The sequence below is a fragment of the Ditibartonella apis genome (assembly GCF_001952075.1).
In the GTDB taxonomy this organism is placed as follows: domain Bacteria; phylum Pseudomonadota; class Alphaproteobacteria; order Rhizobiales; family Rhizobiaceae; genus Bartonella; species Bartonella apis.
This window is the reverse complement of record NZ_LXYU01000001.1, coordinates 609,437-624,854: the sequence shown is the minus strand read 5'-3', so window position 1 is coordinate 624,854 and position 15,418 is coordinate 609,437. Positions and strand designations below refer to the sequence as shown.

Here is a 15,418-nt window from a genome sequence, read left to right as displayed (position 1 = left end):
TTCTATATGCATGCTTTCCTGCAAAAGAAAATAGGAATGGATATTATTGCGCAGGAGAGGTTATAAAATTTTCTTCTCCCCCCGGATCTTTCAGGCAGTTGTCTTGCAACATTTTCTCGATATCCTGAGGCACGGATTTTATTTTTGCAGTATTGGTTTCCTTGAAAGTATCAAACGCCGAAGAAGCGACAGTATCTCCGGTTTCGATCAATGCCTTATCCATCAACGCGTCATTGGCTTCCATGCGCACCTCCACCACTTCGGCAGAAAGATCAAGTGCACGGGCCGTTTCCATCATATCACGGCGTTGGCTCAAAGTTGTTGTCATGCGACTCGCAGCCGGGCCCGGTTCAGCTTTTCCGTTGATACTCAATCCCTTTTCGAGCTGATAAACCTCTTTCAAAATATGATCATATTGCTGGACAATATTCATATAGACCCATTGTTTGGCTTTGGTTGTCGGTTTTTTACAGACTTTCATCATGCTGTTAGCCGGTTCCTCAATCATCGGCATAAACACTTTGTCCGATTCTTTGAGCATACTATAGGCAAAGACAAAAACTGTAACATCGGCACTTTTTTTATTGTTCTGGCTATCGTGGCCGATAACTTCGGAAACGGATTGAGAAAAAACCGGACTTATCGAAAACAATAACGCCGATAACACCAATAAAAAACGCATCGTTACGATCCTCTGGATACGATTTGCCAACGCATCAGCTTAAAATTTTTCCAACCGATACCATTTCGTTACTTCAAGTCAAAAGCAAGAGCATTAAATGAAACTTTGCGGATCAATGTCAACCTGCACCCGTATTGTACCACGAATTTTTGGACCGCGGGCAAGCATCGCACGAATAAAAGATTGCATATCGGCGCGGCGACTTCCCTGCAAAAGCAGTCTGAAACGGTATCTTCCACGAACCAATGCCAAGGGCGCTTCAGCCGGTCCCAGAACAGATATTTCACCGGCTGATGGCGCAGCCTGACGCAATGCACGTGCATGGGCTTCAGCGTCACTGCGGCTTTCCGATGAAACAATAAGGGCTGCAAGACGTCCAAAAGGCGGAAGATTATGGCGTGCCCGCTCGTCAATTTCTCTTTTATAAAAAGCTTCGCTATCCCCCGAAATAATGGCTTGCATAACGGGGTGATCGGGCTGATAAGTTTGTATCAATCCTTGGCTTTTCAGCCCTGTACGACCAGCGCGACCGGTAACCTGGGACAACAACTGGAATGTACGTTCGGCCGCGCGCGGGTCGCCATTTGAAAGTCCCAAATCCGCATCAACAACGCCGACGAGTGAAATACCCGGAAAATGGTGGCCTTTGGCAACGAGTTGTGTTCCGATAACGATATCCACCTCGCCTTTTGAAATTGCTTCAAGCTCGAGCCTTAATCTTTTGACGCCGCCAACCAGATCGGTTGACAAAACCAGAATGCGTGCCTCGGGAAATAGCTTCAATGTTTCCTCGGCAATTCTTTCAACCCCCGGACCACAGGCAACCAGATGATCAAGTGTCCCGCATTCGGGACAAGCTTCAGGTATCGGTTCATGATAGCCGCAATGGTGACACATAAGCTGGCCGCGAAAACGGTGTTCCACTAGCCAGCTTGAACAGTTCGGACATTGGAAACGGTGTCCGCAAACGCGGCATAAAGTCAAAGGGGCGTAACCGCGGCGATTAAGGAATATCAGCGCCTGTTCATTGCGATCAAGTACCTGACGCATGGCAAGTTCAAGTGGTGGTGACAAAAATCTACCCGAGGGGGGAGCGTTTTTACGCATGTCGATAGCACGCAAATCCGGCATAGCCGCTTTTCTGAAACGGGAAGGCAGATGAACTGCTTGATAGCGCCCCTGAAGAGCATTGACTTTGCTTTCTACAGAAGGGGTTGCAGAAGATAGAACAACCGGAAAACCGCCAAACGAGCCACGTGCCACGGCCATATCACGCGCATTATAAAAAACACGGTCCTCCTGTTTATAGGCAGTATCATGTTCTTCATCGACAATAATCAGTCCCAGATTTTCAAAGGGAAGAAACAGGGCAGACCGCGCTCCTGCAACAACCTGCACGCGCTTTTCAATGACCTGTCGCCAGACATGTTCGCGCTGTTTAGGCGTAAGATCGGAATGCCATTCGGCAGGCGGCGCACCAAAGCGGCTTTCAAATCTATCCAGAAACTGCTGCGTCAACGCTATTTCGGGTAAGAGAATGAGGACTTGTTTACCTTTTTTAAGGGCTTGCGCGACAGCTTCAAAATAGACTTCCGTCTTGCCCGAACCGGTAACGCCATCAAGCAACAAAACTTTAAAACGATCTCCGTCAACAGCTTCTATCAGTGTATCGGCGGCAAGCTTTTGTGCTTTCTCGAGTATCGGACTTGAATAGTCCGGATCGGGGAGCGCCACAACAGGAGGTGGCGGCATTTCTATCTCTTCGAATACACCGGAGTTTTTTAACCCTTCTACAACACTTGTCGACGTTCCCGCCGCGTGGGCAAGCCCTGATTTTGTCCAGGCCAGACCATTTTGTGCGAGTTCAAGAACGCGTTTGCGTGCAGCCGTCATTTTTTCGACTTTACCACCACAATAGCGCAATCCTGAAATGGCCGGTTCCGGATCGAATGCCGCAGGAACGCGCAAAGCCATGCGTGCCACCATTCCGGGAGGCGACAGAGTATAGTCGGAAACGAAATGGATAAAACGCATCATGTCAGCCGGCAGTGGCGGACAATTGAACAATTCGGAAATCGGCCGCAATTTTTTAACCGACACTTTGTCATTGCTGTTGGCCTCGTTGGTAACAAGACCGGCAACTTGTCTGGGTCCCAAAGGCACACGCACGATTGAACCGACTTGGACTTCCATATTATCCGGCACCGAATAACTATAGGCTGTTTCTGCCGGCATCGGTACCAACACTGAAACGGTTTTTGGTGTCTTTGATTCGGTTTTTGTCATCGCTAGCGTCATGTTGGACTTGCTTTTGCATAAAACAATGGATCATAACAAGAAAATCACAGCAAATCGCCAAATATCAGGCTGCATAAGAAAGCTCAGGAGCTAACCCATGAAATTTTTTGTTGATACTGCCATTATTGAGGAAATTTCGGAACTTAACAATCTGGGGCTTGTCGACGGTGTAACAACCAACCCATCACTTATTTTGAAATCCGGACGTGATATTATCGAGGTAACGAAAGAAATTTGTGCGCTCGTTGACGGCCCAGTATCTGCGGAAGTTACCGCTGCCGATTTTGACGGAATGATGAAACAGGCGCAAATATTGGCAAAAATTGCCAACAATATTTGCATCAAACTTCCCCTGACATTTGACGGATTGAAAGCTTGTAAAGCTCTTTCCGCCAAGGGCTTGAAAACCAATATGACCTTGTGTTTTTCCGCCAATCAGGCATTGCTTGCGGCAAAAGCCGGTGCAACATTCGTTTCCCCCTTCATCGGACGGCTTGATGATATCGGATTGAATGGCATGGATCTCATTGGTGAAATCCGGACAATTTTTGACAATTATGACTTCAAGACACAAATTCTCGCTGCCTCTATCCGTACAGTCAATCATGTCAAGGAAGCTGCCCTTATCGGCGCCGATGTCGCAACAATCCCGCCTTCAATCATGAAATTGCTGATAAAACACCCGCTTACGGACAAAGGTCTTGAAATTTTCATGAAAGACTGGGAAAAAACCGGCCAGACTATCGGATGAATATTATTGCAATAAAAACAGATAACAGTTGAATTCAATTGGCTATCAATGAGAGTGGTAAATAGAAAATAAATTCTTTTACCACTTTTGTTTTTACGTTTTCATAATTGAATTATTTATGAAATATTTTTCATAACTCTAAAATTCATATTTTACTAAGCGTCATAATTTATTAGTTGACCTCACGTTCAACGAATTGCTTTTTTCAATTAAAATAACGTTCGTTGTTAATTTACTTTCTAAAAACAGACATCCACTCGAACCGAGCTGTAACCGCATATTTGAAACAACTTACAGATTCAGGTTGGTTATCCGATAAATTTCGTTATGCCGCGCACAAAATAATAAATACAGATGTGCCGAAAATCATTCCGTGTCACATAGCCAATTCCAGAACGAATATCATTGACTTTATACCGCTTTGTTTGATCACTCTTTTTAGCAACGGATATTGTTTGCAATAAACAACGGCGTTTTGACAGAGACGCCACGTTCGCACAATTGATGCAGCCAATTCTTGAATTGCAGGAGCAAGCAAAACCATGTTTGCGAATTTTCTCAACGGCTTTTAACGGAAAGATTTAGAGGTAAAGCGCAAGGATCGGAAAGAGACCGGAAGCTACCGGACTGAATGGGATAAAATAGCTTTATTTCTCACTGCCGCATAAAAACAGTGTAACTTCACGCGACAGTAAGGTTTAAAAAAACCTGGTTGTAAAATTTTTTAAAAAAATTCCGGCAGTGTTTTTCATCTGCCGGAATAACGAATCATTTCAACTTCGACATATCCTGAGCCAAAGACAAGAAGATTTGCTCGGCGAGCTCTTCCGCTGCACGTTTCTTGGCATCCTCTTCTGCTTGCAAGTTTGCATATTCCTGACGAGGCCGATCGAACGAAGCACTGACAGTCCGTGTCCGCCGTGCGAGAGGATTATTTTTCATATCTTTCAAGACATAAGTCGAACGACCATCGACAGCACCGGCAGATGCACGCCCCGTACGATCGGTCGTATCGCCAATATCCATCTGGACTGCAGTACGAATACTGAAACTTGTGCCGAGCGAGAGCTGATAGGTTGGAGCAGAAGGCTCTCCTGCACCACCATTCAACAAGAAAATCAACCGGTTACGAACCAATTGGTTAAACCGGTCGGTCGGCGCGTCAATCACAACACCTGACAATTTGGAGCGGATGGACGGTGAAACATTCATTTGCGCCGCCCCGTTCGAGTCCCCGTGATAGAGAGGCTGAACAGTGCAGGCCGATATGGCGAGCGTTGTCCCCAATAGTACAGCAGTTGTTATGGGTCTGATGCTATTCAGAATATGGTCAGGCAACAACATTGACGATCCTCTGTGGAACTACGATAATTTTCTTCGGCTTCTTGCCTGCCAGATTTGATTGCACAAAATCGAGCGCAAGAACAGCCTTTTCGATGGTAGATTGATCCGCATTGCGTGCAATTGTCAAATCACCACGCTTTTTCCCGTTAATCTGGATCGGGATAGTTATCTCGTTATCCACAATTAAAGCAGGATCGTAGTGTGGCCACGGCATTTGGGCAACCAGATTTTTCTCTCCCAAAGCTGCATGACATTCTTCCGCCAGATGTGGTGTCATTGGCGAAATCATGATGATGAAGAAATCCAGTGCTTGTCTCAAAGCAGCCTTCATTTCGTCATCGGCCTGTTCCAGATTTTGCAACTCGGGAGCGAGCTTGTTGACGAGTTCATAAAGGCGTGCCACTGCACGATTGAAAGCAAGCTTTTCAATATCATCTGCCACTTTCGCAAGTGTGCGGTGAGCCGCTTTGGAAATATCAAGTGCTGCCCCTTTTGTTCCGGCTTGCGGTTTGACATTTGCCAATATTTCGGCGCTTGACGAAATCAACCGCCAGACACGTTGCACAAAACGGTGGGCACCTTCCGCACCTGCTTCGGTCCAGATAACATCGCGTTCGGGCGGTGAATCGGAAAGCATGAAAAGCCGTGCAGTATCAGCACCATAGGAGGAAATAATATCGTCCGGGTCGACGACATTTTTCTTCGACTTCGACATTTTTTCGATCGAACCGATTTCAACCGGACTACCATCGGATAAAAGTGTTGCACGACGTACGCCGTCTTTCTCTTCTATCCGGATATCGGCAGGCGCTACCCACCCGTCCTTGTTGTGATAGGTTTCGTGAACAACCATGCCTTGTGTAAAGAGCCCCTTGAACGGCTCGTCAATATTGACGTGTCCGGTCATCTTCATCGCCCGCATAAAAAAGCGCGAATACAACAGGTGGAGAATGGCGTGTTCAATACCACCGATATATTGATCGACCGGCAACCACTTCTTTATCGCTTCCTTGTTCGTCGGCTCATTTTCCCACGGAGCGGTAAAGCGGGCATAATACCACGAGGAATCAACAAATGTATCCATCGTATCGGTTTCCCGCCGTGCGGGTTTGCCACAACGTGGACATTTAACGAATTTCCATGTCGGATGGCGATCAAGCGGATTACCCGGTTTATCAAATGTGACATCCTCAGGCAATTTTACCGGCAAATCGGTACGTGGAACCGGCACATCCCCGCAATCATCACAATGGATAATCGGAATTGGGCATCCCCAATAACGTTGCCGCGAAATACCCCAGTCACGCAAACGGAATTGAACTTTGTGCTCGGCTTGTGGGCGACCATTCAACATCTGTCCTGACAAACGTTTGAGCACTTCCTCGAAGGCAGCCTTCGGCTTTAATCCGTCGAGAAAGCTAGAATTGATCATAATACCGTCTTCGGTATGGGCTTCTTCCGTTACAACAAGACTATCAGGATCCGCACCTTCAGGCAAAACAACCGGACGCACAGGCAATTCATATTTATTGGCAAAATCAAGATCGCGCTGATCATGGGCAGGACAACCGAAAACTGCACCTGTACCATATTCCATCAATACAAAGTTAGCCACATAAACAGGTATTTCCCATTTATCATCAAAGGGATGGACGACTTTCAAGCCGGTATCAAAGCCTTTTTTCTCGGCGGTTTCTATCTCCGCTGTCGAAGTTCCTTTGCGGTGACACTCGTCGATAAAATCTTTGAGTTTCGCATTTTTTTCGGCAAGTCTGCGGGCAATCGGATGATCGGCGGCAATAGCAATAAACGACGCACCGAATATTGTATCGGGACGGGTTGAAAAACACTCGATCTCGTTAAATCCGTCAACCTGTGTGTCGCCGGCAATTTTCCAGCGCAGCAGCGCTCCTTCGGACTTGCCGATCCAGTTGCGTTGCATAACGCGAACTTTTTCCGGCCATTCATCAAGACCATTCAAACCATCCAGAAGTTCCTGACTGAATTTGGTGATTTTGAAAAACCATTGCGTAAGTTCGCGCTGTTCGACCGATGCACCCGAACGCCAACCGCGCCCGTCAATGACCTGCTCGTTTGCAAGCACTGTATGATCGACCGGATCCCAGTTGACCTTGGACGTTTTGCGGTCAACAAGGCCTTTTTCATACATATCGAGAAAAAGCATCTGCTGGCGATGATAATATTCGACATCGCAGGTTGCGAATTCGCGCGACCAGTCGAGAGAAAGCCCCATGGACTTCAGCTGCTTTTTCATGGAAGCAATATTCTGATAGGTCCAGTCTTTCGGGTGAACTTTATGTTGCATAGCGGCATTTTCCGCCGGCATGCCGAAAGCATCCCACCCCATCGGATGCAAAACATTAAATCCGCGGGCGCGTTTATAACGGGCAACCACATCCCCCATTGCATAATTGCGTACATGCCCCATATGAATGCGTCCCGATGGATAGGGAAACATTTCCAACACATAATACTTCTCGCGCGGGTCGTCATTGTCGGTTTTGAAAACTTCTTTTTCAACCCAGATTGATTGCCATTTCTGTTCTGTCGCGCGTGGATTGTAGCGTTCGGTTGCCATTACAATTATACTCTTGCAAAATGTAGTCAAAAAACTCAATACGTGCTTCACCACGGATTAAGGAAAGCGTCAACCATTTCTATGCGCTTTTATTCATTTTAAATCGATGAAGAAGGGAAAATGACTATGGAAACGGTTATTGCCCAATGGCAAAAAGTCAAAGAGAACATCGCCAAAGCGTGCATTGATTCCAGGCGCGCACCAGAGGATGTTCAGCTCATTGCAGTGTCAAAAACTTTCGGAATTGAAGAAATCCACCCGCTTCTTGAAGCAGGACAACGTGTTTTCGGCGAAAACCGTGTTCAGGAAGCCAAAAGCAAATGGCCGCAATTGCGCGAAGAATTTCCTGATCTCAAACTTCATCTTATCGGGCCGTTACAATCGAATAAAACGGAAGAAGCAGTGCAACTTTTTGACGTGATCGAAACAGTTGACAGAGAAAAAATTGCAAAATTTCTTCAAGAAGAAATGTCAAAACAAAACCGCAGGCTTCCTTGTTATGTGCAGGTCAATATTGGAGAAGAGCCGCAAAAAGCCGGTATCGCGCCGAACGAGGCAGTCGAGTTTGTCAAACACTGCAAGAACGACCATCATCTTGATGTTATCGGATTGATGTGTATTCCACCGGTTGGTGAAAATCCCGGTCCCTATTTTGCCCTTCTTGCAAAATTGGCGAACGAAGCGGGAGTGAAAAAATTATCAATGGGAATGTCGGCGGACTATGAAACGGCCGTTGCCTTTGGTGCCACAAGTGTGCGCGTCGGTTCGGCAATATTCGGTCATCGTCCGCCGATTGTTCACCAATAATCAGCTATCCATGCCACTGCCACCGGCAGCGCCGAAGACCTGGCCCGAACAATAGCTTGCTTCCTCGGATGCAAGCAAAACATAAAGGGGCGCAATTTCAACCGGCTGGCCTGCACGCTTCATAGGTGTTTCTGAACCAAATTGCGGCATGGCTTTCATAAGCTGTCCACCTGCCGGTTGTAGCGGTGTCCAGAATGGACCGGGGGCAACGGCATTGACGCGAATACCTTTCGGAGCGAGCTGTTTTGCCAGCGATTTGGCAAAAGCAACATTGGCAGCCTTGGTTTGTGAATAGTCGAACAAGGTTGCAGACGGATCAAATGCCTGTACCGAAGACGTAATAATGATGGAACCGCCAGCAGGAATATGAGGCAGCGCGGCTTTGGTTACGCGGAAAGGTGCATAAATGTTGGTTTTCATCGTTTTGTCAAAAGATTCGTCTGTGAGATCGGCAAGGGCTTCCACCGCCTGTTGACGGCCGGCATTATTGACCAGAATATCAAGCCCGCCCAGTTTTTGGACTGCTTCCTCAACCAATTTTTCGCAAAAATGCCGATCGGTCAAATCACCGGGAATTGCAAATCCCTTACGGCCAGCCTCTTCTATAAGCTTAATGACTTCTTGTGCGTCTGACTCCTCTTCCTTCAGATAATTGATAGCAACATCGGCACCTTCGCGAGCAAATGCTATTGCCACGGCTCTTCCGATGCCGCTGTCACCGCCGGTAATCAAGGCTTTCCGGCCTAGAAGTTTACCAGAGCCTTTGTAACTTTTTTCTCCGTGATCGGCCTTTGGCGTCAACTTTGATGCAAGTCCCGGAGCTTGTTGTTTTTCTGTCGAATAAGGTGGGCGGGGATAAGCATCAAGCGGGTTTTCGAGCGAAGCCTTTGACGCAGATTTCGTCGCTATTCGCTTGCCTTCACCACCCGTTCCACTTTCAAGCGCCTCTTCACGCGAAAGTATCAATTTTTCATCCAACATAATTTTTTCCTTTCAATTACCGAGCACAATTAGAAGTTCTATTGCTTCATTATTTTAACTACTGCCCGGCTTCAGAAAATCGATGCCTTGAAGGATTTTTTTCAGTAAAAAACAGACAAAAATTGATAATTTATAATTCTTCTATTTTCCTCTCTCAAAATCTTCACAATAAGTTTTTTAAAAACATCAATTAAAAACTTTCAATAAAAACGAAGATAACATTTACTGTAAGTATAAAACATTCATTCCCGATGAAAGTTTTATAAACAACATGTTGCGCGAGGAGAATTGCAACATGAAAAGGAGGAGAAAATGTCGGACAATGTCTATTCCGTATCTAATAATATCAAGAAAAATGCCCTGATTGATCGTGAAACATATCTTCAATGGTATGATGAAAGCATAAAAGATCCCGATGCATTCTGGTCGAAACATGGCCGTCGTATTGATTGGTTCAAACCTTTTACAAAAGTGAAAAATACCAGTTTTCGCGGAAGAGTATCAATAAAATGGTATGAAGACGGTATTACCAATGTCAGTTATAATTGCATCGACAGACATTTGAAAAGTCGTGGCGATCAGGTCGCCATGATCTGGGAAGGTGACAACCCCTATATTGATAAAAAAGTCACCTATAAAGAACTTTACGAAAACGTCTGCCGGTTTGCCAATATTTTAAAAAAAAGGGGCGTTAAAAAAGGCGATCGCGTAACAATCTATTTGCCGATGATCCTTGAAGCGGCCTATGCGATGCTTGCCTGCGCGCGTATCGGTGCAGTACATTCGGTTGTGTTTGCCGGATTTTCGCCGGAAGCACTTGCCGGACGTATTGTTGACTGTGAATCAACCTTTATCATTACGGCCGACCAAGGCGTACGTGGCGGCAAGCCTATTCCGCTGAAAGAAAATGTTGACCATGCAATTGACATAGCCGCACGTCAATATGTGCTGGTCAATCAGGTGATGGTGGTGCGCAGAACTGGCGGCAAAATCGGTTGGGCTCCGGGCCGTGATTTCTGGTATCATGAGGAAATGGCCAATGCGAAAACCGAGTGCCCGCCAGCGCGCATGAAAGCGGAAGACCCGCTTTTTATCCTTTATACATCGGGTTCGACCGGAAAGCCGAAAGGTGTCCTACATACAACAGGTGGCTATCTCGTTTATGCTTCCATGACACATGAATATGTGTTCGATTATCATGTCGGCGACGTTTATTGGTGCACAGCCGATGTCGGCTGGGTGACCGGGCATTCCTATCTCGTTTACGGACCTTTATGCAACGGTGCCACAACTCTTATGTTCGAAGGTGTCCCGAACTTCCCCGATCAGGCGCGCTTTTGGGAAGTTGTCGACAAACATAAGGTCAATATTCTTTATACCGCACCGACAGCTATCCGTGCGTTAATGGGAGCGGGTGACGAATATGTCGAACGGTCAAAACGGACGTCGCTGCGCATCCTCGGATCGGTTGGCGAGCCGATCAACCCGGAAGCATGGAACTGGTTTTATCATAAAGTCGGTGATGACCGCTGCCCCATAGTGGATACGTGGTGGCAAACCGAAACCGGTGGCCATATGATTACGCCTTTACCCGGTGCAACCGATTTGAAACCCGGTTCGGCAACACTTCCCTTTTTTGGTATCAAACCCGAACTTGTAGGCACTGAAGGAGAAGTGCTTGAAGGTGAAAACGACGGTAATTTATGCATTATCGACTCCTGGCCTGGACAAATGCGGACGATTTATGGGGACCATAACCGTTTTGTCGAAACCTACTTTTCTACCTATAAAGGCAAATATTTTACCGGTGATGGCTGCCGGCGTGACCATGACGGGTATTACTGGATTACCGGCCGCGTCGATGATGTCTTGAATGTTTCAGGACATCGCCTTGGGACAGCGGAAGTTGAATCGGCCCTTGTTTCCGATCATAACGTTTCGGAAGCGGCGGTTGTCGGTTATCCGCATCCGATCAAAGGGCAAGGAATCTATTGTTATGTGACACTCATGGAAGGTGTTGAACCAAGCGAAGAATTACGCCAACATCTTATCAAACATGTGAGAAACGAGATCGGACCGATTGCCACACCGGATAAAATCCAGTTTTCGCCAAGTTTGCCAAAAACGCGTTCAGGCAAAATCATGCGGCGAATTCTCAGAAAAATTGCCGAAGATGAATTCGAAAATTTAGGCGACATTTCAACACTTGCCGAACCACAGGTGGTCGAAGACCTTATTGCCAACCGTTTGAACAAACATTGAGTAAAAAACGCTATCACCGGAACTATCCGGTGATAGCACGAACTTCCATTGATCTGCTTCCATTAACTTCAAACGCGCAAGCATATTCAGTGCCGTTTGGATAAAGGATAGCCCATGCCCATCGGTGCCGACAATGATTCTTGAAAGGACGAACAAAGGCAATAACGGTTTTTGAAAATAGCTTTTCAACCGCTTGATCCGGAATTTGGCGGTTCATCTATTTTTTACAAATGACGGGAACACAGCTGACAATAAAAATCACCATTAAATTGCGCTGACGGATTTAAAAAATAAAGTCCTGAGACTCCTTCGGATAATCCGGCGATTTTATCAAAACCGTTCAGCGGATTAACCGACTACGTGATGAACAAACAGGCACGTAGCCACACTTTGTTACGAAACAGGGATTTTCAATCTCTCACACTATTGGTCAGGCTTTTCGCTTTTTATTTTTTAAAAATATTCCAGCGTAAAAGCGGACGCTAACAGGATGAAACGGTTTTCCTCCGGAAAAAGCTGACCACATTTTATTTTGGTTACACCTTCAAGCCGACATGAAAAAATCAATTCAGCGTTTTTTCGCTTTCGTCAATCAGACGGGCAGCATCATCGGCGATGCGTTGTTCTTCATCTGTCGGAATAATAAATGCTGCAATCGGACTGTTGAATGTTGTCAACCGTGATTGATTGGCATTATTGGCTTTATAATCGATTTCGATGCCCATCCACCGCAACTGCTCCAATACAGCCTCACGAACCTCTGGTTGGTGTTCACCGATTCCGGCAGTAAAAATGATGGTGTCGAGCCCTTGCAACGTGACAGCCAAACGTGCAATTTCCTGAGCGATACGCAAGTTGAAAACATCAAGCGCCTGTTTTGCCTGCTTCAACTCGGAACTTACCAGATCTCTGCAATCGGCGCTGATGCCGGACATGCCAAGCAGGCCGCTGGAGTGGTAAAGCATATATTCCATATCGCTGACACTATGGCGATTGTTACGCAATAGATGTATGAGCACTCCCGCATCAAGCGCCCCGCAACGCGTTGCCATTGGCACGCCATCAAGCGTCGTAAAACTCATTGTCGTTTCTGCACTTTGATGATTTTTCAATGCACAGAGACTGGCACCACTTCCAAGATGGGCAACAACAACGTTTTGCGTTCTGACATCTTTTGGCAATTTCGGGAGCTGTTCGGCAATATACTGATAAGAAAGGCCGTGAAAGCCATATTTTTTGATACCACGATTATGTAAAATCCGCGGGATAGCGAAGCGTCTTACCCTGTCGCTTTGGCCTTGATGAAAAGCCGTATCGAAAGATGCCGTCTGCATGAGCGAAGGATAAAGTTTTTTAACAAGATAAATCAATCTGAGATTGGCAGGCTGATGCAGCGGAGCAAGCGGAATAAGTGATTCCATATAATCCAATGTTTTATCATTGACGACGCAAGCACTCCTGAAGATATCGGCGCCATGAACGATCCTGTGACCAACAGCTTTGATATCTCCAATTTCCATTCTTTGAGTAAGCCAGCCGAACACCTGCTTGAGCATTTCTTTGTCATCGGCGTTTTCCGGCAGCGGTGCTGCCGCTATCTGGTCGCCGGTCTTTTCAATACGGAATGAAAAACAATTACGCCTGAGATCAATCGACCCTTTACCAAGACGTTCTGCACGGCCACCATTATTTTCATAAAGTCCGATCTTTAACGACGAAGAACCGGAATTGAATGTTACAATCCGGTTATTCATGGTGTGCGTGCTCCAGTTTGAAACGTCGCTCGACCATTATTTTTGCAAGTGCCGCAGAAGCAAGGCGCACTTCCACTTTGTCCGATCGGCTGGTAAGAATGATTGGAACACGTGCCCCGAGAACCAGTCCAGCGGCACCGGCGTCGGCAAAATACATCAATTGTTTGGCAAGCATATTGCCAGCCTCGAGATCCGGCACCAAAAGGATATCGGCTTTTCCGGCGACCGGTGAAACAATGCCTTTTATTTCTGCCGCCTTCAAATTGATCGCATTATCGAACGCCAACGGCCCATCCACGACTGCACCGGTAATTTGCCCACGCATCGACATAACGGTCAAGGCTGCTGCATCAAGGGTGGCCGGCATTTTCGAATTAACGGTTTCTACCGCAGCAAGCACCGCAACAAGCGGTTTTTCGAGCCCTAGAATGCGCATAAGATCGACCGCATTCTGGACAATGTCGCGTTTATCATCAAGATCGGGCCGGATATTGATTGCCGCATCGGTGATAAGGAGCGGCTTGGAATAGGCCGGTATATCCATCGCATAAACATGACTGATGCGCCGTTCTGTTCGCAACCCTGATTGGGCACTGACCACCGCACTCAACAATTCGTCTGTATGGAGTGAACCTTTCATAAGGGCCTGAACTTTTCCGCTGGCTGCCAATTCTACGGCTTTTTGGGCGGCAGCATGGCTATGCTCGGTTGGCACCAGTTCCAGACCATCGATTTTGACACCGGCGGCTTTGGCTGCATTGCGAATTTTTTGCTCAGGCCCTATCAAAACCGGCTCCAGAAATTTTTCTTGCGAGGCTTCAATAGCGGCAAGCATGGCTTCTTTTGAACAGGGGTGAACAACACCTGTTTTGATCGGAGGAAGGTTACGTGCCTGTTCAAGATAGGAATCATAACGTCCATGTTTTTTCGGCACCATAATTATATCCTCACTTTAAAAGCCGGTTTTCAAAACCGGTATTTTACAGCCGTTTCATCAGCAAACCAAATTAACCCGAATTCTTTTCATGCTATATTAATTAATTCCGAGAGAAACATGACCAGATTTTTGTGTCAAATAAAATAGCATTATTTCATCAACGCTAAACCGCTCATAAAAATATCCTGTTCTGGCGCAGATTTTAAACTGAAAGTCACCGATTATTACTTCGGTGATAGCTATCTTTATGTTGATTTTCGCTAAACATTAACATTCGAATGAGAAATGCAAAAGCGTTATGAAAACCGAACCGGTGATTAAAAAATATCACTATTCAAAAGCCTTCATAGGTCCAAAAAATATATGTTTAATAACATAGCTATTATTTTTCCGGAAATGCCTTCAGGCCCCACAAAGCTCCACGACCAAATGAATAATGGCACGAAAAAATCTATTTTTCTTCTTTCAAACGAATCACCGAACATAAATATGTAAAGCTGATCAAACCTTTCATGTCGATTCCAATAATGTTTCTTGAATACTTTTCTATTGAAAATAAAAATTAATTTTTTACAATGTAATACTCTTATTGAGTTTTTATAAACTGATAAAAATTGATAATACTTATAAAAGTCAGTAAATTCTGTATGTATCAATATGTTTTACCAAAATTTTATATACAAAAATTTTTGGTAATAACATTCGTTATAATAACATTTTGTTTTGATAATAATATTAATTTAAAAAATTATATCAATTATCATGTTATTTATGGAAAAATGTTTTTAAATTTTTCTATGCTTCATTGGAATTAGAATTGGCAACAATCCGCTTTTTGACAGGAATGATAAATTTTTAAAATGTAAAAATTCCTATTTTTGATTCATTTTTTACAATAAACTTCTTGGTTAGAGAGTTAACAAATCTTTGACTGTATGATATAAAACTTAACGGGAACAGCGGGATGACGTTAAACACCTGTTTGTACATGACAGTATTCATA

The 15,418-nt window shown here is 45.4% G+C and carries 10 protein-coding genes; 3 read left to right on the top strand and 7 right to left on the bottom strand.

All coding sequences use genetic code 11. The annotated features are described in order from the left end of the window. Positions 1–43 precede the first annotated feature (43 nt). Both PEB0122_RS02780 and PEB0122_RS02775 read right to left on the bottom strand, forming a co-directional pair. Entirely contained in the window at positions 44–682 is a 639-nt protein-coding gene (locus PEB0122_RS02780) for a hypothetical protein (protein WP_075913853.1), read from the bottom strand. 93 nt (positions 683–775) lie between these two features. Further along, positions 776–2,968: a primosomal protein N' gene (locus PEB0122_RS02775; protein WP_083650173.1), complete on the bottom strand. Its 2,193-nt coding sequence runs from the start codon at positions 2,966–2,968 to the stop codon at positions 776–778. Between the two features lie 109 nt (positions 2,969–3,077). On the opposite strand from PEB0122_RS02775, the gene fsa reads away from it, so the two are divergent. Beyond that, a complete protein-coding gene (gene fsa, locus PEB0122_RS02770) occupies positions 3,078–3,731 on the top strand; it encodes a fructose-6-phosphate aldolase (RefSeq protein WP_075869370.1) in 654 nt (217 codons plus the stop codon). A gap of 768 nt (positions 3,732–4,499) precedes the next feature. Here fsa and lptE read toward each other — a convergent pair. Together lptE and leuS are read right to left on the bottom strand one after the other, a co-directional pair. Further along, positions 4,500–5,075: an LPS assembly lipoprotein LptE gene (gene lptE, locus PEB0122_RS02765; RefSeq protein ID WP_075869372.1), complete on the bottom strand. Its 576-nt coding sequence runs from the start codon at positions 5,073–5,075 to the stop codon at positions 4,500–4,502. Then, positions 5,062–7,674, bottom strand: a complete 2,613-nt coding sequence (gene leuS / locus PEB0122_RS02760) for a leucine--tRNA ligase (RefSeq protein ID WP_075915430.1) — start codon at positions 7,672–7,674, stop codon at positions 5,062–5,064. Before leuS ends, lptE begins: the two co-directional genes overlap by 14 nt. Before the next feature lie 126 nt (positions 7,675–7,800). Between leuS and PEB0122_RS02755 the strand changes: the two genes are divergently transcribed. Next, positions 7,801–8,481, top strand: a complete 681-nt coding sequence (locus PEB0122_RS02755) for a YggS family pyridoxal phosphate-dependent enzyme (protein ID WP_143238628.1) — start codon at positions 7,801–7,803, stop codon at positions 8,479–8,481. Here PEB0122_RS02755 and PEB0122_RS02750 read toward each other — a convergent pair whose 3' ends face one another. After that, a complete protein-coding gene (locus tag PEB0122_RS02750; protein ID WP_083650172.1) occupies positions 8,482–9,462 on the bottom strand; it encodes an SDR family oxidoreductase in 981 nt (326 codons plus the stop codon). Positions 9,463–9,774: 312 nt separating this feature from the next. Between PEB0122_RS02750 and acs the strand changes: the two genes are divergently transcribed. After that, the gene (acs, locus tag PEB0122_RS02745) at positions 9,775–11,724 is read left to right on the top strand and encodes an acetate--CoA ligase (RefSeq protein WP_075869897.1); all 1,950 of its coding nucleotides are present in this window, start codon (positions 9,775–9,777) and stop codon (positions 11,722–11,724) included. Positions 11,725–12,287: 563 nt separating this feature from the next. Here the strand turns inward: acs and PEB0122_RS02735 are convergent. Beyond that, positions 12,288–13,478, bottom strand: a complete 1,191-nt coding sequence (locus PEB0122_RS02735; RefSeq protein ID WP_075869376.1) for an acetate/propionate family kinase — start codon at positions 13,476–13,478, stop codon at positions 12,288–12,290. After that, the gene (locus PEB0122_RS02730) at positions 13,471–14,415 is read right to left on the bottom strand and encodes a bifunctional enoyl-CoA hydratase/phosphate acetyltransferase (RefSeq protein WP_075915428.1); all 945 of its coding nucleotides are present in this window, start codon (positions 14,413–14,415) and stop codon (positions 13,471–13,473) included. Before PEB0122_RS02730 ends, PEB0122_RS02735 begins: the two co-directional genes overlap by 8 nt. Between the last annotated feature and the right edge of the window lie 1,003 nt (positions 14,416–15,418).